Below are 22,078 nucleotides of genomic sequence, written 5' to 3' on the forward strand. Positions count from 1 at the left end.
TGTCCGGGCCGGCACCGTGATCTGCGCCAGACGGCCTGCCATGGCCGGCACCGCCGTGTCATAAGCGGCGACAATTACAAAATGGGAGGGAGGCACGGACGGGCGCGGATCGCGCTGACCTTGCGGCCCCTCAAGAGAGCCGGAAGGGTCCTGATGTCCGTCAACAGCAAGCGCGTCTTCTACGTCAAATACCTGGCCAATCCGATCTACGTGGACATCCTGAAGGCGCGGCCCGACGTCCGGCTCGATCGGATCGAGAACGAGAGCCCCGAAGATTTCTACGCGCCGATCATGAGCGCGGCGCATGTCTACCAGATCGGCGCGGCCCGCGACGAACTCGCCCCGCATTTCCATGTCGATGCCGCCTTGCTGAAGCGCGCGCCGAACCTGCTACTTGTCTCCAGCAATGGCGCCGGCTTCGATCCTGTCGACGTCGAGGCCTGCACGGAGGCGGGGGTGCTGGTCGTCAACCAGTCCGGCGGCAACGCCCATTCGGTGGCCGAGCACGCGCTGGCGATGATGCTGACGCTGTCCAAACGCATCATCCAGTCCGATCGCAGGCTGCGCCGGGAAGCCAACGTCAACCGCAACGAGCTGGTCGGCAACGAGGTCGAGCACAAGACCGTCGGCATCATCGGCCTCGGCAATGTCGGCCGCCGCATCGCCGCTTTGTGCAAGGGCCTGCTCGGCATGAAGGTGCTGGCCTATGACCCGTATCTGTCGGCCGAGGTGATGGCCGAGCGGGGCGGGGAGAAGGTCGAGCTCGACGAGCTTTTGCGCCGGTCTGACTTCGTCTCGATCTCCTGTCCGCTCGACAAGGGCAGCCGCAACATGATCAGCACGCGCGAGTTTGCGCTGATGCAGCCGCATGCCTACTTCATCACCACGGCGCGCGGCTTCATTCACGACGAGGATGCGTTGCTCCAGGCGCTGCGCGACAAGCGCATCGCCGGTGCCGGCCTCGACGTCTGGTCCAAGGAGCCCCCGCCGCCGGAGCATCCGCTGCTCCAGTTCGACAACGTTCTGGCGAGCCCGCACACCGCCGGCGTCACCATCGAGGCGCGCCAAAACATGGGCCGGATCGCGGCCGAGCAGGTGCTGGACACGCTCGACGGCAAGCGCCCGCCGCGTATCATCAATCCCGAGGTCTGGCCGCGCTATGCGGAGCGCTTCAAGCAGGCGTTCGGCGTGACGCCGGGGTAGGGGCGCGAAGGGTCAGCGCGCTCCGATCATTGGTTACCGCGACGGAAAGGCAAAGCGCCGCATCTTATCGACGGGGTAAGTGGACGCGTATCACTTGTCCTGTAGTTGAAAGTCCATGAGCATATTCTCGATTGCGACATCCGGGCTTTCTGCGGTGAGTTTGCGTGTGAATGTTGCTGCGAGCAACATCGCCAACGTTCAAACGACGGGCCCGCTGCCAGCGTCGGGCGCATCGAGCCCGCAGGCCGCCACGGGCAGTTCGGGCATCGCTCCGACGTATCCCGCAGCTTACATGCCATTGCGCGTCGACCAGGTCGACCAATCGAGCGGCTCGACGCCGGGCGGCACGGTCGCGACGGTGTCGACGGTATCGCCGAGCTACACCGCACAATACGACCCAAGCGCTCCCTTCGCCAACCAGGATGGCCTGGTCGCCGCGCCGAATGTCGATATCGCCAGCGAATTCGTCCAACTGGCGGCCGCAAAGTACAGCTTCATTGCCAGCGCAAAGGTCATTCAGGCCTACGCGGAAACGGAAAAGTCGCTGCTCGACATCACCACATGAGGGCGGATTGCTGCCCGAATGGGCGCCGGGAACTTTGCCTGGCCTTGATCCGCGTCAAAATCTCCTTTCCCCATCCGGCCTAAATGGGACTAGAGTGTCGCCGGGGCAGCAGGGAGGTCCCATGTCAACCTATGTCGTCAAGTTCATGAAGAATGTGCTCGGCGAGTACGGCCGGCAGAGCGAGATTTGCCAGGGTACGCTGGAGATCGACGCCGCCGACGAGGACGAGGCCAAGGAGCGGGCGAAAGCGAGATTCTGCAAGGACCAGGCGCTGCATCACTGGTCGCTGCATGCCGACCGCATCCATGTGAGACCGGCCGATTATCCGTCGTGAGGGCTCGTTGTTCGAGCAAGCAGGGCGCACACTCAAGTGATTTGAGCCGCGGTCGACGCAGCTAGCGCTTGGCTTCGCCGAACACCACGATCGGCACTGCACGGTTGACGATTTCGCGCAGCGCGAAGCTCGATTGCACGCGTGCGACGCGCGGCAGCCGGGATAGCTCGGTGCGATGGATGCGCTCGAAATCCTGGATGTCGCGGGCCAGCACGATGAGGATGTAATCGTCGGTGCCCGACATCAGGAAGCAGCGCACGACGGAAGGGCATTTCACCACCTCCGCCTCGAATGCCTTCAGCGCGTCGTCGCTCTGGCTCTCCAGCGCGATCCGGACCAGCACCGTGGTGGTGAGGCCGAACTGGGTGAGGTCGAGCGCGGCCTGGTAGGCCTGGATGTAGCCGTCGTCCTCGAGCGTCTTCTGCCGCCGGGCCAGCGCGGTGCTCGACAAGCCGATCTTGTTGGCGAGTTCGGTATGACTGGCGCGCGCATTGGTCGTGAGTTCCGCGAGGATCGCGAGGTCTTTCCGGTCGAGGGCCAAAGTTTGGTCTCCAGCGTGAAAGGACATTTCGGCGCCGGAAACCGGCGCGGGCTCAATGAAACTAGCGGATATTTGCACGAAACCAAACCTGCCCCCTCGCTACGATGAAGAGCGGAATCAATGCGTTGGCCAGGGAGAGCAAGATGCGCGTCGGTGTTCCCAAGGAGATCAAGGTGCAGGAATATCGCGTCGGGCTCACCCCGGGCGCCGTCCGTGAATATGTCGCGGCGGGTCATCAGGTAGAGGTCGAGACCGGCGCTGGCGCCGGCATCGGCGCGCCCGACGAGGTGTATCGGCGGGCAGGGGCCAGCATTGCCGACAGCGCCCGCGACATCTTTACCAGGTCCGACATGATCGTGAAGGTGAAGGAGCCGCAGAAGAGTGAGTGGGCCCAGCTTCGAGAAGGCCAGATTCTGTTTACCTATCTTCATCTTGCGCCGGATCCGGAGCAGGCCAAGGGGCTGCTTGCCTCCGGCTGCACGGCGGTCGCCTATGAAACCGTCACGGACGCGAACGGCCACCTCCCGCTGCTCGCCCCGATGAGCGAAGTCGCCGGCCGCCTCGCCATCGAGGCCGCCGGCGCCGCGCTCAGGCGCTCGGCCGGCGGCCGTGGCCTGCTGCTGGGCGGCGTGCCCGGCGTGCAGCCGGCGCGCGTCGTCGTGCTTGGCGGTGGCGTGGTCGGAACGCAGGCGGCCCGCATGGCCGCGGGCCTCGGTGCCGAAGTCACCGTGATCGACCGCTCGATTCCACGCTTGCGCGAATTGGACGATCTCTTTGCCGGACGCGTGCGCACCCGCTTCTCGACCATCGAATCGGTCGAGGAGGAAGTGTTCGCCGCCGACGTCGTGATCGGCGCGGTTCTGGTGCCGGGCGCCAGCGCACCCAAGCTGGTGACGCGCGACATGCTGAAGACGATGCGGCCCGGTGCCGTGCTGGTCGACGTCGCGATCGACCAGGGCGGCTGTTTCGAGACCTCGCATCCGACCACGCATGCCGATCCGACCTATGAGATGGACGGCATCGTGCACTATTGCGTCGCCAACATGCCGGGCGCCGTGCCGGTGACCTCGAGCCAGGCCCTGAACAACGCGACGCTGCCGTTCGGCCTGACGCTGGCGAACAGGGGCTTTGCTGCGGTGCTGGAAAAACCGCATTTGCGCGACGGTCTGAACGTACATCGCGGCCGCATTACCAACAGGGCGGTGGCGGAGAGTCTCGGGCTGGATTTCGCGCCGGTGGAGAGCGGGCTGGCGGCATAAGAGTACACCTGTAGCTCCGCGGAGCCGGCGTCTTTCTTACCCCTTCGTCACCCTGTACTGCCGCAGATCCGGATCGTGCGTCATGCGCCAATAGTCCACGAAGCGCCACGGCATCGCCGAGAACACACGGCCGCTCGAGTTGCGGTAATAGGTGCTCATGCCCGGATGCGTCCAGATCATCGCCTCGTGCTCGGCGTCGACCTTGCGGACATAGTCGTCGAGCACGTCCTGGCGGACGTCGATCGCGGCGACGTCTTGCTCGATCATGCTGGCGAGACAAGCGGCGATGTAGCGGCTCTGGCATTCGGACTGGAAGATGACGCTGCCGCCATGGGCCGGGCCGGAGTTCGGCCCGAGCATGCAGAAGAAGTTCGGAAAGTCGGGCACGGTGAGGCCGAGAAACGCGGTTGGATTGTCGTTGGCCCAAGCCTCGCGCAAATCCTTGCCGTCGCGGCCGCTGATGTTGAGGCGGGCCGCCATTTCCGTCACCTTGAAGCCGGTCGCGACCACGATGATGTCTGCGGGACGATGCTTGCCGTCGGCGGTGACGATGCCGGTCTCGTCGAAATGGTCGATCGTGTCGGTGACGAGCTCGACATTGTCGCGCGTGAGCGTCTTGAACCAGTTGTTGTCGAGCAGGATGCGCTTGCCGTAGGGCGGATAGGTCGGCACGCATTTTTCAATCAGGTCGGGACGGCCTTGTAGCTCCGACAGGATAAAGTCCGTCAGCTCCTGGCGGTGCCGATCGTTGCCCTTGTTGACGGCGCGCTCGGGATGCGGCCAGGCCGGGTCCTTGCGCAGGAAAGGCAAGAGGCCGTCGCCATAGCGCCAGAACATGTTGAAGCGATACCACTGCACATAGAACGGCAGATGCGCCAGCAGCCAGCGCGCGCCCTCGCTGATCGGATCGGCATAACCCTTCACCGGCCGCGCCCATTGCGCGCTGCGCTGATAGACCGCGATCGAGGCGACGCGGCTGGCGATCGACGGCACCAGCTGCATCGATGTCGCGCCGGTGCCGATCGCCGCGACATGCTTGCCGTCGAGCTTGATGTCGTCGGACCACAGCGCCGAATGCAGGATTTTTCCCTTGAAATGCTCCTCGCCCTTGAAATGCGCGCGAGAAGGATCGTTGAGCTGGCCAATCGCGCTGACCAGCGCGGTGGATTCGAACGTCTCTTCGCCGTTCCCGGTCTTGAGCGCCGAGATCCAGCGCTTCTTGCCCTCGTCCCAGCGCGACGAGGTCAGTTCGGTGTTGACGCGTAGATGTTTTCGGATGCCGTATTCGTCAGCGACCTTCAGCAGATAACCGAGCAGTTCCTCGCGCTGGCAGAAGTAACGGGTCCATGCATTGCCCGAGCCGAACGAGTAGGAATAGGAATGGTTTGGCGTGTCGACGCCGCAGCCTGGGTAGCGGTTGATCCACCAGGTGCCGCCAAGCTCGGCGTTCTTCTCGACGATGGTGTAGGGGATGCCGAGATGGCCGAGCGCCACGCCAAGCGCGATGGCGCAGACGCCGGCGCCGACGATCAGTACATGCTGCACGGCGAGCTTGTCGTTCGACGGCTGCTTGGTCCAGCGCGGCTCACGCGAGACAAAGCCCATCTCCTCCCGCATCAGCGGCGCATATTCCGGCGCGACGTTCTCGCCGAGACAGGCGCGCATCATCTTCAGCAGCAGCTCCTCGCCGGGGTCGGCGATGACGGGTTTTGGCGTACCATCGACGAAGAGCTTGACCACTGCGGCGCGGATTTCGTCCTGGATCTCCCGCGGCACCCCGGCCTCGGGATCGGGAATGAGGCGGATATCGCGCTTCGGCAAGTACGGCGGCGCGAGCCATTTCTCGTCCCCGGTCATGTGCACCAGCACCATCAGGAGACAGCGGATGTCGCCTTCCGCGATTGTCGAGGCAAGGTCGAGCCTGTGCGGAGATTCGATGTTCATGGCATGTCTCCGAATCCGGTGAAGAGGCCGCGCGTCATCAGCTTGCGATAGGCGGAGATGACGTGCTCGGGCACGGCGGTGACGCCGTCTTGCGAATAGGAATAGCGGCGGCTGAGATAGCCGCGCGCGCCCATCAGCATGTGGACGATTGCCTCGAATTCCTCATCGCTATAATCGTGAATCGCGCCTGACGCGCGCGCCCGGCGCAGGATTCGGACATAGGCGACCGAAATGTTGTCGAGATGCTTCTGATAGCCGATGGGTGCGAAGAACTCGGCCTCGTTGAGGATGCGCAGGAATTCCGGCACCTCGCGGATGAAGTCGAAGAAAGCTGAGAAGCGCTCGATCTCCTGGCGTGCCGCATCCGCCGTGCCGGTGCGGGCGCGGATGAACTGGACCATGTCGAGGCCGATCTTCGGTAGCAGCTGGTCGAGCAGCTCCTGGCGGTTCTCGAAATGATTATAGAAGGTGCCCTGCGCGACGCCGGCCTGTTCGGTGATGCGGGCGACGGAGGCCTCCGCATAGCCATGCTTGCCGACGACCTTGGTGGCGGCCTCAAAGATCTTCTGCTTGGTCCAGGCGTTGCGCTCGACGCGGTTCAGCTTGGTCACCTTGGCGGTCGCTTGCGTCATTCAGACGTCTCCAGCTCGGCGCGCAGGACGCGCTTGAGGATCTTGCCACTGGGATTGCGCGGGAGGCTGTCTCGCAGGATCAGCTCTTTCGGCACCTTGAAGCTCGCCAGCCGCGCGCGGCAGTGCTCGGTGAGAGCAGGTAGCTCCATTACGGCACCTTCCGCCAAAACGACCACGGCGACCGGCCGCTCGCCCCAGCGTGTGTCGCGGAGGCCAATCACTGCGACTTCGCGCACCCCCGGTAATTCATAGATGACGCGCTCGACCTCGGAGGAGGCGATGTTCTCGCCGCCGGAGATGATCATGTCCTTCTTGCGGTCGGTCAGGTAGAGGAAGCCTTCCCCGTCGAGATAGCCGACGTCGCCGCTGCGGAACCAGTCACCGAAGAAGGCGGACGCCGTCTTCTCCGGATCCTTCCAATAGCCGCGCGTGATCTTGGGACCGCGCAGGCAGATCTCGCCGGTGACGTTCGGCGGCAAAGTCTTGCCGTCCTCGTCGCGGATTTCGATCTCGACATGGGCGATGGCGCGCCCGGTCGAGCCGATCTTCTCGATCTCGCGGCCGGCCTCCATGAAGGTGTCGCCGCCAACCGTTTCGGTGAGGCCATAGGCATCGATATAGCGCGCGTTCCGGAAATATTCGGAGAAGGCGCGGATGCGCATCTCCGGCGTCTTCTCGCCGCCGCCGATCGCCCATTTCAGGCTGGAGACGTCATAACAGTCACGCCTCGGGCAGGTCAGCATCGCCGTGGTCATCACGGGGGCGAACCAGGCGGCGTTGAGCTTGTCCTCGGCGATCGCCGCAAGTGCGCTCTCCGGCTCGAAATTGCGTTCGATGCGAATGAAGCCGCCATGCCAGAGCACGGCGATGCCGGGCAAATCGAGCGCGCCGACATGATAGAGCGGACCGACGACGAGCAGCCGCGTCTCGGCGCCAAGGCCGAGCGCGATCGTCTGGTCCGCGCACTTCCAGTAGAAATTGTCGTAAGAGAGCATCACGCCCTTGGGGCGGTCGGTGGTGCCCGAGGTGTACATCAGCCGCATCAGGTCGGATGGCGCGCAGCGATGCATCGGCGCGGGCGGCGCGTCGCCTGCGAGATGCGTGATGCTCTGCTGCGCGGTCTCGTCGAGCACGACCGTCCTTGTGCCCGCGGCGTTCGCGGCCAGTTCCTCGTCGACGATCAGCAGCCTCGCGCCAGCATGGCTGGCGATGTAGCCGACCTCGTCGCGGGAGAGGCGGAAGTTGATCGGTAGAAGCACCGCGCCGAGATGGCTGGTGGCGAAGACGAGCTCCAGGAACGCCGCGCTGTTCTTCATGAGCACGGCGACGACGTCGCCGGCGCCGATGCCTCGCGCAGCGAGCCAGCCTGCCGCCGTTCGGACGCGCGCATCGAACGCCGCGTAGGAAATCTCCTCGCCGCGATATTTCAGCGCGGGCCGGTCCGGCGTGCGTCGGGCATGGAAGGCGATGAAGCTCGAAAGATTGATCATTTTGCGGATGTTGGGCCGGTTGCCGGCCTCGATTCCTCCCTCGATGAATTCTGACTCGTAATTCATCTTTGGCTTGACGTCACCCCCCGCCCTCTGAAATCCTTGAGAACACGGAGACGAGACGATCTCCGGCAAGGGACCAGGAAAACGCCGACCCGAAAGAGGGAGGGGAAAATGACGAGAACCCGCAGTCCGGGGATCAGCCGCCGTTCAACACTGGCGCTGATGGGCGCCGGAGCGATGACGTTTGCCGCGCCCTGGGTGGCGCGCGCCCAAGCCAAGACCGTCAAGATCGGAATGCCGACGATCCTGTCGGGCCGCGTGGCGCAGCTCGGCACGTCCTCGCGCAACGCGGTGATGCTCGAGGTCGAGAAGGTCAACGCCGCCGGCGGCCTTGCCGGCCGGCAGATCGAGATGGTGATCCGCGACTCCAAGGGCCAGCCGCAGGAAGCCGCGCGCGTTGCGCGAGAGCTCGTCAACACCGACGGCTGCGAATTGCTGCTCGACGGCGAGGCGTCGTCCGGATCGTTCGCGGTGCACGAGGTCGCGCGCGATCTCGGCGTGCTCTGCATCCACACCTGCTCGGAAGCATCCTCGCTCACGGCCGATCCAAAGCAGCACATCCCCAACGCGTTCCGCTGCGTCCGTCAGGGCATTCATGATTCCATCGTCGGCGGCAGCTACGCCGCCTCGATCGCCAAAACCAAGGGCTTGAAGAAATGGGCGACCTGCTCGCCCGACTATGCCTATGGCCGCGACACCACCGGCGAGTTCACGCTGTACCTGAAGCGCTTTGCGCCTGACGTCGAGATCATCAGCGAGTCCTGGCCGAAGCTGTTCCAGCCCGACTACACCGAGGTGGTGACGAAGATTTTGCAGGCCAAGCCGCAGGCGCTGTACTCCTGCCTGTGGGGCGGCGATCTCACCTCCTACATCGACCAGGCCAACATCTACGCGATGTTCAATCAAATGGAGGTGTTCGCGGTCAACATGGCCGATTACACCGCGCTCACGGTGGTGAAGAACCTGCCCAAGGGCATCCATTCCGGCAATCGCTACATCAAGACGTTCCCGACCACGCCGGAGAACGCCGCCTGGGGTGATGCCTACAAGGCCAAGTACAACGAATACCCGACCAATTGGTCGTGGCAGAACGCGACCGCGGTGATGTTCCTGGCCGAAGCCGCCAAGAAGGCAAACTCGGCGGACGGCAAGAAGCTCGCGGAGGTGCTGAAGGGCCTCACCATCAAGTGCCCGTTCGGCGCAGACGGCACCGTGACGATGCGCGGCGAGGACCACACGCTGGTAGGCTACGCCATCGGCTGGGGCACCACGATCCCGCAGGAGCCCTATGTGCCCGAGGTCAAGGCCGGCGACTGGAAGACGATTTTCGAGCTCGAGGCCGAGTGGAAGAAGAGCAAGGGCTACACCTAATCCGATGCGCGGCGGGGCGGGTGACCGTCTCCGCCGTTTTCGTTTGGTCCTCCGCGCCGTCTTGGGCGCGCGACAATGAAAGTGCTTCCGTGGACATCGACGCGCTCGCCGGCTGCCTCGCCAGCTCCGCCTGCCTGGTGACGCAGACCACCAGCGGCCTCATCATCGGCATGCTGCTGTTCCTGGTCGCGGTCGGGCTGACCCTGATTTTCGGCGTGCTCAAGGTGGTCAATTTCAGCCACGGCGCCTTCTACATGTTCGGCGCCTATTTTGCGATGACGACGTATCAGCTCACGGAGAGCTTTGCCCTTGCGATGCTGGCCGGCGCAGCCGGCACGGCGATCCTCGGCCTGATCTTCGAGCGCGTGTTCATGAGCCGCGTCTATGGCGCCGACGTGTTGATGCAGCTCCTCGTCTGCTACGCCTTCGTGCTGATCTTCGACGATATCGTGCGCATCATCTGGGGACCCGAATTCAAGTCGATGGGCATGCCCTCGGCGTTCCAGGTGATGCCGCTGTTCATCGCCGGCGGCGTGGTGCCGCCCTATTATCTGTTGCTGATCGGCGTCGCGCTCGTCGCGGCGATCGTGCTCGGCATCGGGCTCTCGCGCAGCCGCATCGGCAAGGTGATCCGCGCCGCCGCGCATAATCCCGGCATGGTCTCCGCGCTCGGCATCAACACCGGCCTGATCTATGGCGGCGTGTTCGCGCTCGGCGGCATGCTGGCGGGCCTTGCCGGCGCGCTCGCAGCACCGGTGCGCTCGCTGACGCCGGGGATGGGTTTTTCGGTGCTGATCGAATCCTTCATCGTCACCGTGATCGGCGGCATGGGCTCGATCCTGGGCGCGCTGATCGGCGCGCTGCTGCTGGGCCTCATCCGCTCGTTCGGCTCGCTCGGCTTTCCCTTGTTCACGGAAGGGCTGATGTATCTGTTCATGGTGATCGTGCTGGTCTCAAAACCCACCGGCCTGTTCGGCAAGGAGGCGGCATGACCGAGCTCGAGGCCGGGCGTGCCGAGAGGTTGGTGCCAGTGCGCGGTGGCATCGCGCTTGGGCGTTATCGCGACGTCCTGATTGCGCTGATCGCCTTCACGGTGCTGGCGAGCCTTCCGCTGTTCACTGGCAGCAAGGCGCTGCTCGATTTCGTGATCCGCTGCTCGGCTTACGGCCTGTTCGCGACGTCGCTCAATCTCCTGGTCGGCTACACCGGGTTGACCTCGTTCGGCCATGGCATGTTCTTCGGCCTTGGCGCCTACGGCTTCGGCCTGATCATGCAGAAGCTTGCCGTGCCCATTCCGGTCGCCTTCGTCGCGACGCTCGCGATCACGGCGGTGGTCGCCGCTGTGATCGGCGCGATCTGCGTGCGGCTGAAGGAGATCTATTTCGCCTTCGTCACGCTCGCCTTCCAGATGCTGATCCACTCGACCATCCTGTCCTGGGCGTCCTTCACCGGCGGCGATCAGGGCCTGCGTGGCGGCATTCCGAGGCCTGCATTTCTCGGCATCGACCTGTCCAACCACGTCCATCTCTATGTCACGAGCTGCGCGCTTTTGGTCCTCGGCCTGCTGGCGATGCGACAGATCGCGCAATCGCCGTTCGGCTACACCTTGCGCATGATCCGCGACAATGCCGCGCGCGCGAGCTTCCTCGGCATCGACGTCTGGCGCGCCAAGCTCACCGTCTTCGTGCTGGCGGCGCTGTTCGCGTCCATGGGCGGCATGGTGATGGCGCTGTTCGTCTCGGGTGCCTATCCCGAGTTTGCCTACTGGACCATCTCGGGCGAAGGCATTTTCATCAACATGCTCGGCGGCGTCTCGACCTTCCTCGGCCCGATAGTCGGCACCGTGCTGCTCTTGCTGCTCAACGACACCGTCACGCGCGTCACCGAGTATCACGGCATCGTGCTCGGCGTGGTCATCCTATTCTTCGCGCTAGGCCTGCGCAAAGGCCTGCTCGATTTCGTCGCCGAATGGGTGACGCGCCGGCGCGAGACGGGCGAGGGGCCCTAGCCATGCTCGAGATCCGCAACCTCGCAAAGTCCTTCGGCGGCGTGAAGGCGACCAACGACGTCTCGCTCGACTTCCCCGACGGCTCGCTGACGGCGGTGATCGGCCCGAACGGCGCCGGCAAGAGCACGTTCTTCAACCTGATCACCGGCGCGCTCAAGCCTGACACCGGACAAGTCCTGCTCGACGGCGTCGATCTCGCCGGCCGCTCGCCGCCGGAGATCGTGCGGCACGGCATCGGTCGTGCCTTCCAGGTCGCCAGCATCTTCAAATCGCTGACGGTGCAGGAGACCATGCTCGCTGCTGTCAGCGCGGACCAGCGTTCATCCGCGGTGCTGCATAAACGCTTTCCATTGCCGGAGACGCGGGACCGCGCCGAGCATGTCATGGAGCTGCTGGGGCTCGCAAGCAAACGCAATCGCATCGCGGCGACGCTGTCGCACGGCGACCAGAAGCTCCTCGACATTGCCCTTGCGCTGGTGCTCGAGCCGAAAGTGCTGCTGCTGGACGAGCCGACGGCCGGCATGGGACCGGAAGAGCGCTGGCGCATGATCGACAAGGTGCGGGAGCTCTGGGAGATCCAGAAGATCACGGTCGTCTTCATCGAGCACGACATGGACATCGTGTTCAAGATCGCGCCCAAAATCGTCGTGCTCTGCTACGGCCGCATCCTGGCAACGGGCACGCCCGACGAGATTCGCAACAACAGCGCCGTGATCGATGCTTATCTCGGCGCCGAGCATGCGGGAGCGGCCGCATGAGTGCTGTCGTCATCGAAGTCGCTGATCTCGACGTCTATTACGGCACCAGCCAGATCCTGTTCGGTGTCGGCCTGTCGGTGCGGCAGGGCGAGACCATGGCGCTGCTCGGCCGCAACGGCGCCGGCAAGTCGACGACGATGAAGGCGATCATGGGGCTGGCGCCGCCGCGGCGCGGCCGGGTGAGCCTGCGCGGCGCGGTGATTTCCGGCCGCAAGCCGCACCACATCGCACGTGCCGGGCTCGGCTTCGTGCCGGAGGATCGTCAGATCTTCCCGGAGCACAGCGTCGAGGACAATCTGGTCATCGGGAAGAAGCGCGGGCCCGAGGGCCAGGACGAATGGCCGATCAAGCGCATCTACGACGTCTTCCCGCTGCTGGAGCCGCTGCGCCATCGCATCGCCGGGCGCCTCTCGGGCGGCGAGCAGCAGATGCTGGCGATCGCGCGCACGCTGATGGGCAATCCGGCACTGCTGCTGCTGGACGAGCCGAGCGAGGGGCTCGCGCCGATCATCGTGCAGCGGATCGGCGAGCTGCTGCGGCAGCTCCGTTCACTGGGATCGACCGTGCTGATTGCCGAGCAGAACATGCATTTCTGCTTGGGCCTTGCGAGCCACGCCACGGTCATCGACAAGGGCCAGATCGTCTATGCCGCCGGAATCGACGAGCTCAAGGCCAACGATACCATCCGGCGGCGTTATCTGGCGCTGTAACGGGCGGACCGGTGCCCAAATAGGGCATCAGAAGAAAACTATTGTCTCAGGGGCCTCTGGCGGAAGGAGTTTCCCCTCCGGGAGGCAAAAACGCCAATCGCTTCCATTGCCGTTTTCGGCCGAAACGACGACATTCCCATCACGATTTGATGGATTGACGGTCATGGAACGCACCGGATTTGAGCCCTTCGGCGAGCAGCTGGTGTCCGCAACGGACACTCAGCCGAAGTCGCGTGCCTCAAAGCTCCTGCTGCGGGCCGGCACGACGGTGTTCTGGTCGCTGGTCGCGGGCATCGTGCTGGCGCGGGCGGCCTTCTTCGAGCCGGGTATCTATGACGGCTTCAGCCGGGTCGCTTCGCTGGCCAGGGGCCTGATCTTCTAAGGCCGCCTGATCTTCTCAGCCGCTTATTCCGAGCTGACGGCAGAACTTCCCTCGGCCCTGATATGCCGAAAACTTATTCCCCAATCTGATCGCCGTGCGTATAAATCTTTCTCCTCTGGGAGAGATTTGTGTCGCAGAATCAAGCATCCAGCCCGACCGACGCCAAACCGACCACTGCCACGAGCCGCGTCGTCGCGCTGATTCCCGGCATTCTCCTCTGCGTTGCCGTCGCTGGCGTCTCGGCCCTGCTCGAGCACCTGGAACTGGGCTTCTTCGAGCATCCCTATGTCGAAGCGCTGGTGATGGCGATCCTGCTCGGCATGGCGCTTCGCAGCTTCTGGAAGCCCGCTCCGCGCTGGCAGGCCGGGATCGCCTTCAGCGCCAAACAACTCCTCGAAGTCGCTGTGATGCTGCTGGGCGCCTCCATCAGCTTCGCGGCCATCGCCGCCTCGGGTATCGCGCTTTTGGCCTCGATCGCCGCGGTCGTCGTGATCGCGCTCTGCGTCTCCTTCGGGCTCAGCCGCATGCTCGGCCTGTCGACACGCCTGTCGATCCTGATCGCCTGCGGCAACTCGATTTGCGGCAATTCCGCGATCGCGGCGGTGGCGCCGATCATCGGCGCCAACAACGACGAGATCGCGTCCTCGATCTCCTTCACTGCGATCCTGGGCGTGATGATGGTGCTGGGCCTGCCGCTGCTGATCCCGCTGCTGCATTTGTCCGCCACACAATACGGCATCCTTGCAGGCCTCACGGTTTATGCGGTCCCGCAAGTGCTCGCAGCGACGGTGCCGGCTGGTCTCGTCTCGACCCAGATCGGCACGCTCGTGAAGCTGATGCGCGTCCTGATGCTCGGGCCCGTGGTTGTCGGCCTGTCGCTCGTCGCCTCGCGCTGGCAGGCCGGCGCCAAGAAGGCCAATGTGGGGTTCTTCCGCTTGGTCCCCTGGTTCATCCTCGGCTTCCTCGCGCTGGCGACGCTGCGCTCGCTGGAGATTGTGCCCAGCACAGTGGTGGCGCCGATCACGAAGATCACCAGCTTTCTCACCGTGGTGTCGATGGCCGCGCTCGGATTGGGCGTCGACGTCCGCGTGCTCGCCAATGTCGGGGGCAGGGTGACGGCCGCCGTGACGCTGTCGCTGATGCTGTTGCTCGGCATCAGCATCGCGCTGGTCCACTGGTTCAAGTGATCAGGGTAAACTGCCGTAGAGTGGGCAATGGCGCGATGCGCCGTGCCCACGATCCGTTTCGGTGCGCGACATTGGTGGGCTCGCTTAAACTTCGCCCATCCTTATGAGACCGTCATCGCTGCGAGCCGAAATCTAAAGCACATCCGCCAGCGAATGCCCGTGCAGCTCGATGTTGAGCCCCTGCATGCCCATGTCGTTGATCTCACCGCCCATCGCCTTGAGGCTTTCCTCGCGGATCAGCGACATCAGCCCACGGCGGAGCGCCAGAAACTCCGACGACATCATCATGGATTGCTGGCGGGGCCGCTCCAGCGGGATCGGGATCTCCGCCTTGATCGAGCCGGGGCGCGCGGTCATGCAGTAAACGCGGTCGGACAGGAAGATCGCCTCGTCGATGTCGTGGGTGACGAACAGCACCGAGATCTTCAGCCGCTGCCACATATTGGTGAGGATCTGCTGCATGATGACACGAGTTTGCGCGTCGAGCGCGCCGAACGGCTCGTCCAGCAGTAGCACTTTCGGACCGGTGGCGAGTGCGCGGACGATGCCGACGCGCTGCTTCATGCCGCCGGAGAGTTTTTCCGGATAATGCTTCTCGAATGCCTCGAGCCCGGCGAGGCCGAGCAGCGTGCGTGCCGCCCGCTCGCGCTGCGAGCGCGGCATGCCGCGCATCTTCAGGCCGAATTCGACGTTCTCGCGCACCGTCTTCCAGGGAAACAGCGAATATTGCTGGAACACCATGCCGCGCTCGGCGCTGGGGCCGTTCACGCGCTCGCCGTCGACGGTGACGATGCCGGTGGTGGGCCTGAGGAAGCCGGCGACTGCGTTGAGCAGCGTCGACTTTCCGCAACCGGAGGGGCCGACGATCGAGACGAACTCGCCGGGCTTCACATGGATTTGCGTATCGGTGACCGCCTGTACCGGTCCCTCGATGGACTCATAGGCGAGGGAGAAGTTCTTGACCTCGATATGGCCCTTCGGCGTGGCCGCAATGATCTCGTTCACGTCGTCCTCCATGGCATCACCAATCGTCCGGCCCCCCGGATCAACATGCTCGATCCGAGCCCGAGCACGCCGATCGCAATCATACCGAGCGCGATGTCGGCGTACTGGACCAGCGAATAGGCTTCCCAGGTGAAGTAGCCGATGCCGTATTGCCCGGAGATCATCTCGGCGGCGATCAGCGATACCCAGGCGACGCCCATGCCGACGGTGAGGCCGGTGAAGATGTGCGGCATCGACGCCGGGAAATAAACCTCACGGAAGATCGAACGCTCGCGCGCGCCGAGACATTGCGCGGCGCGGACCAGCACCGGATCGACCAGCGACATGCCGTGCAGCGTATTGACGAGGATCGGAAAGAACGAACCGAGGAAGGTGATGAAGACGATGCTCTGCTCGTTGGTCGGCCACAGCATGATCGCCATCGGCACCCAGGCGATCGCGGGAATCGGCCGCAGCACCTCCGCCACCGGGAAGATCATCTCATGCACCAGCTTGAAGCGGCCCATGATCAGACCGAGCGGTACGCCGACGATCGCAGCCAGCGAGAAGCCGATGAAGATGCGCCGGCAGCTGAGCAGAATGTGCATCAGGAATTTGGGGTCGTGGATCGCCTTGGTGAAGCTTGCATAGACCGCGAGCGGCGAGGGTACGTTGGTGAAGCGTACGAAGAACACGACGCGATAGGTCGTGAGCAGGTGCCAGACCAGCAGGAATGCGAGCAGCGAGATGACGCCGATGGCGGTCGCGCGCAGCCGGCCCTGGTTCAACCGGTACCATCGCAGCGCGAGCGTGCCGAAAGAGGGCGGTGTTGCGGGAGGTGTGACGGCGGGCGCGAGGCCCGCCTCTGCAATGGCCGGTGCCGGCATGCTGTCCTCGGAATGCCTGAGGAGGGCGGGACTGCTCACGTCTTGCCTCCGCCGACGGCGATCTTCACTGCGTCATCGAAGCCGAGCACCTTGCCGCTGATCTTGGCGGCGTAGGCTTCGGCATCCTTCTTGAGAAGGAACGGGGCGACCTCGCCATTGCCGATCGCGAAGAAGGCCTGATCGGCGAACAGCTTGATGCCGCGGGTCGAATCGAAGACGTAGGCCACGTTGATCTTCTTGCCCTTGGCCTTGTAGTCAGCGTAGGCGCCAAGTGTGCAGGCGGCGGACGAGAAGGGCATGATGCCGGCGCCATCCACCCAGACCTCGCCGGCCTTGCGGGGGTCGGCGATCGGCTTCTTGCAGAAGGAATCTTCGCCGGAGATCTCGTAATTCTTGGTGCTTGCAAGCTGGGCGTCATAGTCGAGCTTCATCTCGGCAAAGGCCTTGCGGATGTAGCTTTCGTCGACCCATTTCTTCGGATCAAACTCCTTCATGCGGCCGAGGTTCTGCAGCACCTTGACGTCGGTCGCTGCGGCATCGATCAGCGCCGGCTTGATGGTGGGGTCGGTGGTCATGTTGCCGCCGGGGCCCAGGAAGATGTAGACGACTTCCTTGTTGATGCCGGTCCATTCCTGGATTTTCTCGGCCGCGAGCTTGGGATCGTCGCGCAGCCACTGATTGGCGGCGATCAGCGCCTTGAAGTAGGCGACGACGACCTCGGGATACTTCTCCGCAAAGTCGGTTCTCACGACCACGCCGTGCCACGTCGGCAGATTGGTCTCGACGCCGTCGAAGATCTTTCGCGCGAAGCCGCGGAAGGGCAGCAGCTCGGCGAACGGAACGAAGTCGGCGTGCGCGTCAATCTTCTTCTCCTGAAGATTGGTCGAGCCGACCTCGGGGCTCTGGCTGACGAGCTGAAAGAAGTCGGACGCGTAGCCGCGATCCTGCATCGCCTTCAGCACCATGCCGTGCGCCGCGGAGCCGAACGGCACGCTGACGAGCTTGCCTTTCAGGTCGGCGAGTTCGTAATAGGGCGAATCCTTGTGAACGACGATACCGTTGCCGGAACCAGCGAGGCTGTAGGCCGCGACGCCGACGAGGCGGCTCTTGCTGTCGGGATTGCTCTCGAAGGTGAAGCCGTTCACGATCAGCGGATAGTCGCCCATCATGCCGATCTGCAGCTTGTTCGCCATCATCGCATTGGTGACGGGCGGACCGGAGGTGAAGTTCTGCCACTCCAGCTCGAACTTGATGTTGGCGTACTTGCCGTCCTTCGGTAGGTACTTTTCGAGGAGGTGCAGCTGTCGGATGACGACGCCCGCAGTCACCGTGTTGGTCGTGGTGTCCTGCGTTCCGATGCCGAGCGTGACGGTTTCCGCGGAGGCTGGCGGCGCAGTTAGAAGCGCCAGCGACGTCACCGACATCGCGATTGAGAGCGTGGGAAGATGGCGGACCATTCTCATCCTCATTCGGTTGGATGTGCTGTGGTGGCCATGATTGGGGGAGGGAGGGGGCAGGGCAAATCCGGAATGGTGACCGCAGTCGATTAGTTGCCGGGAAAAGGTGATTGCATACTCCTTGGGCAGTCCTGCACTATAAAGCCGCTTGCCTGTGCACCGGCCTTGGCCGCAAATTCGCCTAGTCAGATGCGTGACCACGCATCTCCTCCAATATGTCGGTCCGGCAGACCACGATCTGTGACCGCTTGGTCTGCACGATTCCCTTTTCCTGCATGCGCTTCAGGCTGATCGTAACCCATTGCCTGGTGGCGCCGACCATGTGGGCGATGTCGGCGTGGGTGAAGGCGGCCGCGATCACGTGACCGTCGGCATCCTCGACGCCGTAAAGCTCGACGAGATGGAGCAAGAGATGCGCGAGGCGTTGGGTGATCGAGCGGGTCCCCAGCATCTGCGCCAGGGCGGAATAGCATTTGCCCTTGAAGGTGAGGCCCTCGATCAGGCCGATCGCGAGGTTCGGGATCTCGGCGGCGAGGGACCGAAGTTCCTTTCCGGGGAGGTGCACGACGCTGCAATTGCTGGACGCAACGCCGGACCATTGATGCACCGTGCCTTCGAAAACCTCAGGCCCGCCGACGAAATTGCCGACATGCCAGTAGGCGAGCGTAATCTCGCGCCCGAGCGGCGAGGTGTAGAACACGCGGATGCGGCCGCTCTCGATCAGCCAGATACCGTCATGCTTGCCACCCTGGCTGAACAGCGTCTGGCCGCGGTTCAGCACCTTTCGTCTTCCCTGCTTGAGCACCAGCTCCCGCTCGCGCGGCGTGAGCTTGTCCATCAGCGGCGGTGGGCCGCCGATCCATTGCTGGTTCTCGGTGAGCAGCAGCGAGGAACTGCCCGCAGGCCGGACTGCGGGGGGGACGGTCCCGCGAACCACGTTTGCCGCCTGCAACATCATCTGCCTCCGGAACGTTCAAATCGTTCTAAAGAGGAGCAATGTCCGTGCCAGATGGGGGCGAGGTTTCCTCTGCCGTCATGCCCGAGGGCGTGTCCCGGGCATCCACGTTCTTGGAGCGGCAGGAAATTTAGGGAGCCGGGACAAGCCCGGCCATGACGCCGGTTTGAGCAACCGAACGCTCAGGATGCAGGGTTGTCTGCTGCAGCCAGGCTCAGCAAATACGGCTTCGGGTAAATCCCCCGGTTGTGCCCATCCGAGAACGCGATGTTCAGCCCATAACCGAGATCGCCGATCTCGGTGATCGCAATGCCCGGGAACGTTTCCGGGAATCGACCGTCGAAGCGGGCGCGGGTGCAATGGGCGCATTTGCAGGAGAGGCGGAGCGTTTCGGCGGGCACGGCCAGTGCGTCGTCCTGCGCAGTTCGGACGAGCAGCGATGCCAGATCGGCACTTGTTTCGTAGTCGGCAACGGTCGGTGCCACCAGGGTCATGGTCATGACAAACCTCCGGCTTCTTCCTACGTCGACGCGGAGCCGGACGGATAGCAACTAATTGCCGAAGCGGATGCGTGGTGCCCCCTTCAGGGCCTTCGCTCGATCATCGTCCGCGAAATGTGAAACTAATCGACAGGGAATCTCACTTCCGAATTGCCGGACTCTCTTCTCTCCGTGACCTTGACGCCATCGAGAAGGAGAGATCATGAGCGCCTTTCAGAAGGAAACGGTTTTGTCGGTCAGGCACTGGACTGAATCCCTGTTCAGCTTCACCGCGACGCGCGATCCCGGCTTTCGATTCCAGAACGGCCAGTTCGCGATGATCGGGCTCGAGGTCGAAGGCAAACCGTTGATGCGGGCCTACAGCATGGCCAGCGCCAATCACGAGGAAGCGCTCGAGTTCTTCTCGATCAAGGTGCAGGACGGCCCGCTGACCTCGCGCCTTCAGAAGATCAGGGAGGGTGACGTCATCCTGGTCGGCCGCAAGGCCACGGGCACGCTGATCACCGGCAATCTCATTCCCGGCAAGCGCCTCTTGCTGCTCTCGACCGGAACGGGGCTCGCGCCGTTCGCCAGCCTGATCAAGGACCCCGACGTCTACGAGAATTACGAGACCATCGTGCTCGCCCATGGCTGCCGGCAGGTCTCCGAGCTCTCTTATGGCGAGCACCTGGTCGAAGGCCTGCGCAATCATGAGTTCTTCGGGCCGCTGATCCGCGACAAGCTCGTCTACTATCCCACCGTCACCCGCGAGCCATTCAGGAATCGCGGCCGCATCACCGACTTGATCGCATCGAACCAGCTGTTCGACGACATCGGCCTGTCAGGCCTCGATATCGAGACCGACCGCATCATGCTGTGCGGCAGCCCGGCGATGCTGGAGGAACTTCCCGCGATGTTTTCCGCGCGCGGTTTTGTCGAGGGCAATCACAGCCGTCCCGGCCATTTCGTGATCGAAAAGGCCTTTGTCGAGCGCTGACGCGCAAATCGCACCCCAGCGACAACTAATTGCTATCGCCGGGACGTCTGCTGAACAAATCTGATGCAAAGGCGCCGGACCTGCCGGCGAACCAGGAGCAAGTGATGTCACTAGATCAGATCGTCGACGGACTTTCGGAGGTTTCCTGCGATGTGCTGGTGATCGGCGGCGGCACGGCCGGCCCGATGGCGGCGCTGAAGGCAAAGCTGAAGAATCCGAAGGCCAATGTCGTCCTGCTCGAAAAGGCCAACGTGAAGCGCTCCGGCGCGATTTCGATGGGCATGGATGGCCTGAACAACGCCGTCATCCCCGGCTATGCGACGCCGGAGCAGTACACCAAGGAAATCACAATCGCTAACGACGGCATCGTGGACCAGAAGGCGGTCTATAAATACGCGCAGAATTGTTACTCGATCATCGAGGAACTCGACAGTTTCGGCATCCGTTTCCTGAAGAATGAGAATGGCGACTACGCCGTCAAGAAGGTGCACCACATCGGCACGTACGTCCTGCCGATGCCGAACGGCGAGACCGTGAAGAAGGCGCTCTACCGCCAGCTCCGCCGCGCCCGTATCTTGATCTCCAACCGCTATATGGCGACGCGGCTGCTCAAGTCCGCCGACGGTCGCATCGCCGGCGCGGTCAGCGTCAACACCCGCACCGCAGAGATGCTGGTGATCAAGGCCAAGGCCGTCATCCTTTGCATGGGCGCTGCCGGCCGCCTCGGCCTGCCGACCTCCGGTTACATGTTTGGCACGTATGAAAACGCCGCCAATTCAGGCGACGGTTACGCCATGGCCTATCACGCCGGTGCCGCGCTCGCGAACCTCGAATGCTTCCAGATCAACCCGCTGATCAAGGACTATAATGGTCCGGCCTGCGCCTATGTCGCCGGCCCCTTCGGTGCCTATACGGCGAACAACGAAGGCTCGCGCTTCATCGAATGCGACTACTGGTCCGGCCAGATGATGCTGGAATTCTACAACGAGCTCCTGTCCGGTAAGGGCCCGGTGTTCCTCCAGCTCAAGCATCTGCATCCCGACACCATCTCCGAGATCGAATCCACGCTGCACAAGGTGGAGCGTCCGACGCGCGGTCTGTTCCAGCAGGGACGCGGGGTCGACTATCGCAGCGAGTCGATCGAGATGCACATCTCCGAGATCGGCTTCTGCTCCGGCCACAGCGCCTCCGGCGTGTTCGTGGACGACAACGCCCGCACCACCGTGCCGGGTCTCTACGCCGCCGGCGACATGGCGAGCGTGCCGCACAATTACATGCTTGGCGCCTTCACCAACGGATCGGTCGCCGGCATCGACGCGATGGAGTACGCCGACAACCACGATTTTGCGGAGTTCGACGCCGCCGACATCGCGATGGAGCGCGACCGCGTGATGGCGCCGACCAAGCGCGAGGACGGCATTCCGCCGAACCAGGTCGAATACAAGACCCGCCGCCTCGTCAACGACTATCTCCAGCCGCCGAAAGTCACGCGCAAATACGAGCTCGGCATGCGCCGCCTCGCCGAGGCGCGGGAGGATATGCAGGAGCGCATGATCGCGCGCAACGCGCACGAATTGCTCCGTGCCCTCGAAGTGCAGTCGATCATGGACTGCGCCGACATGGCGGCGCACGCCTCGCTCTACCGCGAGGAGAGCCGCTGGGGCCTCTATCACTGGCGCACCGATTTCCCGGAGAAGGACAACGAGAACTGGTTCTGCCACACGTTGCTGTCGAAGCAGGACGGCAAGATGACCAGCGAGAAGCGCGCCGTGGAGCCCTATGTCGTGCCGATCGCCGATGACGAGAAGGATCTCTACGACAAGCAGCGCATCCGCGCCTCCGCCTGACCCACCGCGCCACAGCAACAGGAGA

The 22,078-nt window shown here is 63.6% G+C and carries 22 protein-coding genes; 13 read left to right on the forward strand and 9 right to left on the reverse strand.

Annotated elements, in window-relative coordinates; all coding sequences use genetic code 11:
* Positions 1-153 precede the first annotated feature (153 nt).
* From XH83_RS12255 to XH83_RS12265, 3 genes are all read left to right on the forward strand, one after another.
* Entirely contained in the window at positions 154-1,203 is a 1,050-nt protein-coding gene (locus tag XH83_RS12255) for a hydroxyacid dehydrogenase (RefSeq protein ID WP_194407235.1), read from the forward strand.
* Positions 1,204-1,318: 115 nt separating this feature from the next.
* Positions 1,319-1,768 carry a flagellar basal body rod protein FlgC gene (locus tag XH83_RS12260; RefSeq protein ID WP_194407236.1) on the forward strand — a complete coding sequence of 150 codons (450 nt, stop codon included), beginning with the start codon at positions 1,319-1,321 and terminating at the stop codon, positions 1,766-1,768.
* A gap of 121 nt (positions 1,769-1,889) precedes the next feature.
* A complete protein-coding gene (locus tag XH83_RS12265; protein WP_194407237.1) occupies positions 1,890-2,102 on the forward strand; it encodes a hypothetical protein in 213 nt (70 codons plus the stop codon).
* A gap of 61 nt (positions 2,103-2,163) precedes the next feature.
* On the opposite strand, the gene XH83_RS12270 is transcribed toward XH83_RS12265, so the two are convergent.
* Entirely contained in the window at positions 2,164-2,643 is a 480-nt protein-coding gene (locus XH83_RS12270; protein ID WP_194407238.1) for an Lrp/AsnC family transcriptional regulator, read from the reverse strand.
* 143 nt (positions 2,644-2,786) lie between these two features.
* Here XH83_RS12270 and ald point away from each other — a divergent pair, with 143 nt between their 5' ends.
* A complete protein-coding gene (gene ald / locus XH83_RS12275; protein WP_194407239.1) occupies positions 2,787-3,902 on the forward strand; it encodes an alanine dehydrogenase in 1,116 nt (371 codons plus the stop codon).
* Between the two features lie 36 nt (positions 3,903-3,938).
* Here the strand turns inward: ald and XH83_RS12280 are convergent, their stop codons facing one another.
* Genes XH83_RS12280 through XH83_RS12290 form a run of 3 tightly spaced genes read right to left on the reverse strand, consistent with a single transcriptional unit; the run spans position 3,939 to position 7,968 of the window.
* Entirely contained in the window at positions 3,939-5,846 is a 1,908-nt protein-coding gene (locus XH83_RS12280) for an NAD(P)/FAD-dependent oxidoreductase (protein WP_194407240.1), read from the reverse strand.
* Positions 5,843-6,478 carry a TetR/AcrR family transcriptional regulator gene (locus tag XH83_RS12285; RefSeq protein ID WP_194407241.1) on the reverse strand — a complete coding sequence of 212 codons (636 nt, stop codon included), beginning with the start codon at positions 6,476-6,478 and terminating at the stop codon, positions 5,843-5,845. Before XH83_RS12285 ends, XH83_RS12280 begins: the two co-directional genes overlap by 4 nt.
* A complete protein-coding gene (locus tag XH83_RS12290) occupies positions 6,475-7,968 on the reverse strand; it encodes an AMP-binding protein (protein WP_194408243.1) in 1,494 nt (497 codons plus the stop codon). Before XH83_RS12290 ends, XH83_RS12285 begins: the two co-directional genes overlap by 4 nt.
* 174 nt (positions 7,969-8,142) lie before the next feature.
* Between XH83_RS12290 and XH83_RS12295 the strand changes: the two genes are divergently transcribed.
* From XH83_RS12295 to XH83_RS12325, 7 genes are all read left to right on the forward strand, one after another.
* Positions 8,143-9,402, forward strand: coding sequence for an ABC transporter substrate-binding protein (locus XH83_RS12295; RefSeq protein WP_194407242.1), 1,260 nt, complete (start codon positions 8,143-8,145; stop codon positions 9,400-9,402).
* A gap of 89 nt (positions 9,403-9,491) precedes the next feature.
* A complete protein-coding gene (locus tag XH83_RS12300; RefSeq protein WP_194407243.1) occupies positions 9,492-10,394 on the forward strand; it encodes a branched-chain amino acid ABC transporter permease in 903 nt (300 codons plus the stop codon).
* Entirely contained in the window at positions 10,391-11,410 is a 1,020-nt protein-coding gene (locus XH83_RS12305) for a branched-chain amino acid ABC transporter permease (RefSeq protein WP_194407244.1), read from the forward strand. The genes XH83_RS12300 and XH83_RS12305 overlap by 4 nt, the downstream gene beginning before the upstream one ends.
* A gap of 2 nt (positions 11,411-11,412) precedes the next feature.
* Positions 11,413-12,168 carry an ABC transporter ATP-binding protein gene (locus XH83_RS12310; RefSeq protein ID WP_194407245.1) on the forward strand — a complete coding sequence of 252 codons (756 nt, stop codon included), beginning with the start codon at positions 11,413-11,415 and terminating at the stop codon, positions 12,166-12,168.
* Entirely contained in the window at positions 12,165-12,878 is a 714-nt protein-coding gene (locus XH83_RS12315) for an ABC transporter ATP-binding protein (RefSeq protein WP_194407246.1), read from the forward strand. The genes XH83_RS12310 and XH83_RS12315 overlap by 4 nt, the downstream gene beginning before the upstream one ends.
* Positions 12,879-13,041: 163 nt before the next feature.
* Positions 13,042-13,260: a hypothetical protein gene (locus tag XH83_RS12320; protein WP_194407247.1), complete on the forward strand. Its 219-nt coding sequence runs from the start codon at positions 13,042-13,044 to the stop codon at positions 13,258-13,260.
* 128 nt (positions 13,261-13,388) lie between these two features.
* On the forward strand, positions 13,389-14,447 hold the full coding sequence (locus tag XH83_RS12325) for a YeiH family protein (RefSeq protein WP_194407248.1): 1,059 nt from the start codon (positions 13,389-13,391) through the stop codon (positions 14,445-14,447).
* A gap of 132 nt (positions 14,448-14,579) precedes the next feature.
* Here XH83_RS12325 and XH83_RS12330 read toward each other — a convergent pair whose 3' ends face one another.
* The 5 genes from XH83_RS12330 to XH83_RS12350 all read right to left on the reverse strand — a co-directional run bounded on the left by XH83_RS12330 (position 14,580) and on the right by XH83_RS12350 (position 19,224).
* Positions 14,580-15,452: an ABC transporter ATP-binding protein gene (locus tag XH83_RS12330; protein ID WP_246776455.1), complete on the reverse strand. Its 873-nt coding sequence runs from the start codon at positions 15,450-15,452 to the stop codon at positions 14,580-14,582.
* On the reverse strand, positions 15,449-16,357 hold the full coding sequence (locus XH83_RS12335) for an ABC transporter permease (RefSeq protein ID WP_194407250.1): 909 nt from the start codon (positions 16,355-16,357) through the stop codon (positions 15,449-15,451). Before XH83_RS12335 ends, XH83_RS12330 begins: the two co-directional genes overlap by 4 nt.
* Positions 16,354-17,775 (reverse strand): ABC transporter substrate-binding protein, encoded by a 1,422-nt coding sequence (locus XH83_RS12340; protein WP_194407251.1) that lies wholly within the window; start codon positions 17,773-17,775, stop codon positions 16,354-16,356. Before XH83_RS12340 ends, XH83_RS12335 begins: the two co-directional genes overlap by 4 nt.
* A 181-nt stretch (positions 17,776-17,956) precedes the next feature.
* Positions 17,957-18,733, reverse strand: coding sequence for a Crp/Fnr family transcriptional regulator (locus tag XH83_RS12345; RefSeq protein ID WP_194407252.1), 777 nt, complete (start codon positions 18,731-18,733; stop codon positions 17,957-17,959).
* Between the two features lie 179 nt (positions 18,734-18,912).
* Positions 18,913-19,224 (reverse strand): gamma-butyrobetaine hydroxylase-like domain-containing protein, encoded by a 312-nt coding sequence (locus tag XH83_RS12350; protein WP_194408244.1) that lies wholly within the window; start codon positions 19,222-19,224, stop codon positions 18,913-18,915.
* Positions 19,225-19,432: 208 nt separating this feature from the next.
* On the opposite strand from XH83_RS12350, the gene XH83_RS12355 reads away from it, so the two are divergent.
* Complete coding sequence (locus tag XH83_RS12355; RefSeq protein ID WP_194407253.1) at positions 19,433-20,206, forward strand: ferredoxin--NADP reductase; 774 nt, start codon at positions 19,433-19,435, stop codon at positions 20,204-20,206.
* Between the two features lie 104 nt (positions 20,207-20,310).
* A complete protein-coding gene (locus XH83_RS12360) occupies positions 20,311-22,053 on the forward strand; it encodes a fumarate reductase/succinate dehydrogenase flavoprotein subunit (RefSeq protein ID WP_194407254.1) in 1,743 nt (580 codons plus the stop codon).
* Positions 22,054-22,078: the final 25 nt, after the last annotated feature.

It is taken from the genome of Bradyrhizobium sp. CCBAU 53351 (genome assembly GCF_015291745.1).
Lineage (GTDB): Bacteria > Pseudomonadota > Alphaproteobacteria > Rhizobiales > Xanthobacteraceae > Bradyrhizobium.

Excerpts from the sequence above, each read along its gene's own strand:
- XH83_RS12255 (WP_194407235.1), top strand. The coding sequence starts at position 154 with ATGTCCGTCAACAGCAAGCGCGTCTTCTACGTCAAATACCTGGCCAAT.
- XH83_RS12260 (WP_194407236.1), top strand. The coding sequence starts at position 1,319 with ATGAGCATATTCTCGATTGCGACATCCGGGCTTTCTGCGGTGAGTTTG.
- XH83_RS12265 (WP_194407237.1), top strand. The coding sequence starts at position 1,890 with ATGTCAACCTATGTCGTCAAGTTCATGAAGAATGTGCTCGGCGAGTAC.
- ald (WP_194407239.1), top strand. The coding sequence starts at position 2,787 with ATGCGCGTCGGTGTTCCCAAGGAGATCAAGGTGCAGGAATATCGCGTC.
- XH83_RS12280 (WP_194407240.1), bottom strand. The coding sequence starts at position 5,846 with ATGAACATCGAATCTCCGCACAGGCTCGACCTTGCCTCGACAATCGCG.
- XH83_RS12285 (WP_194407241.1), bottom strand. The coding sequence starts at position 6,478 with ATGACGCAAGCGACCGCCAAGGTGACCAAGCTGAACCGCGTCGAGCGC.
- XH83_RS12290 (WP_194408243.1), bottom strand. The coding sequence starts at position 7,968 with ATGATCAATCTTTCGAGCTTCATCGCCTTCCATGCCCGACGCACGCCG.
- XH83_RS12295 (WP_194407242.1), top strand. The coding sequence starts at position 8,143 with ATGACGAGAACCCGCAGTCCGGGGATCAGCCGCCGTTCAACACTGGCG.
- XH83_RS12305 (WP_194407244.1), top strand. The coding sequence starts at position 10,391 with ATGACCGAGCTCGAGGCCGGGCGTGCCGAGAGGTTGGTGCCAGTGCGC.
- XH83_RS12310 (WP_194407245.1), top strand. The coding sequence starts at position 11,413 with ATGCTCGAGATCCGCAACCTCGCAAAGTCCTTCGGCGGCGTGAAGGCG.
- XH83_RS12315 (WP_194407246.1), top strand. The coding sequence starts at position 12,165 with ATGAGTGCTGTCGTCATCGAAGTCGCTGATCTCGACGTCTATTACGGC.
- XH83_RS12320 (WP_194407247.1), top strand. The coding sequence starts at position 13,042 with ATGGAACGCACCGGATTTGAGCCCTTCGGCGAGCAGCTGGTGTCCGCA.
- XH83_RS12340 (WP_194407251.1), bottom strand. The coding sequence starts at position 17,775 with ATGGTCCGCCATCTTCCCACGCTCTCAATCGCGATGTCGGTGACGTCG.
- XH83_RS12345 (WP_194407252.1), bottom strand. The coding sequence starts at position 18,733 with ATGATGTTGCAGGCGGCAAACGTGGTTCGCGGGACCGTCCCCCCCGCA.
- XH83_RS12350 (WP_194408244.1), bottom strand. The coding sequence starts at position 19,224 with ATGACCCTGGTGGCACCGACCGTTGCCGACTACGAAACAAGTGCCGAT.
- XH83_RS12355 (WP_194407253.1), top strand. The coding sequence starts at position 19,433 with ATGAGCGCCTTTCAGAAGGAAACGGTTTTGTCGGTCAGGCACTGGACT.
- XH83_RS12360 (WP_194407254.1), top strand. The coding sequence starts at position 20,311 with ATGTCACTAGATCAGATCGTCGACGGACTTTCGGAGGTTTCCTGCGAT.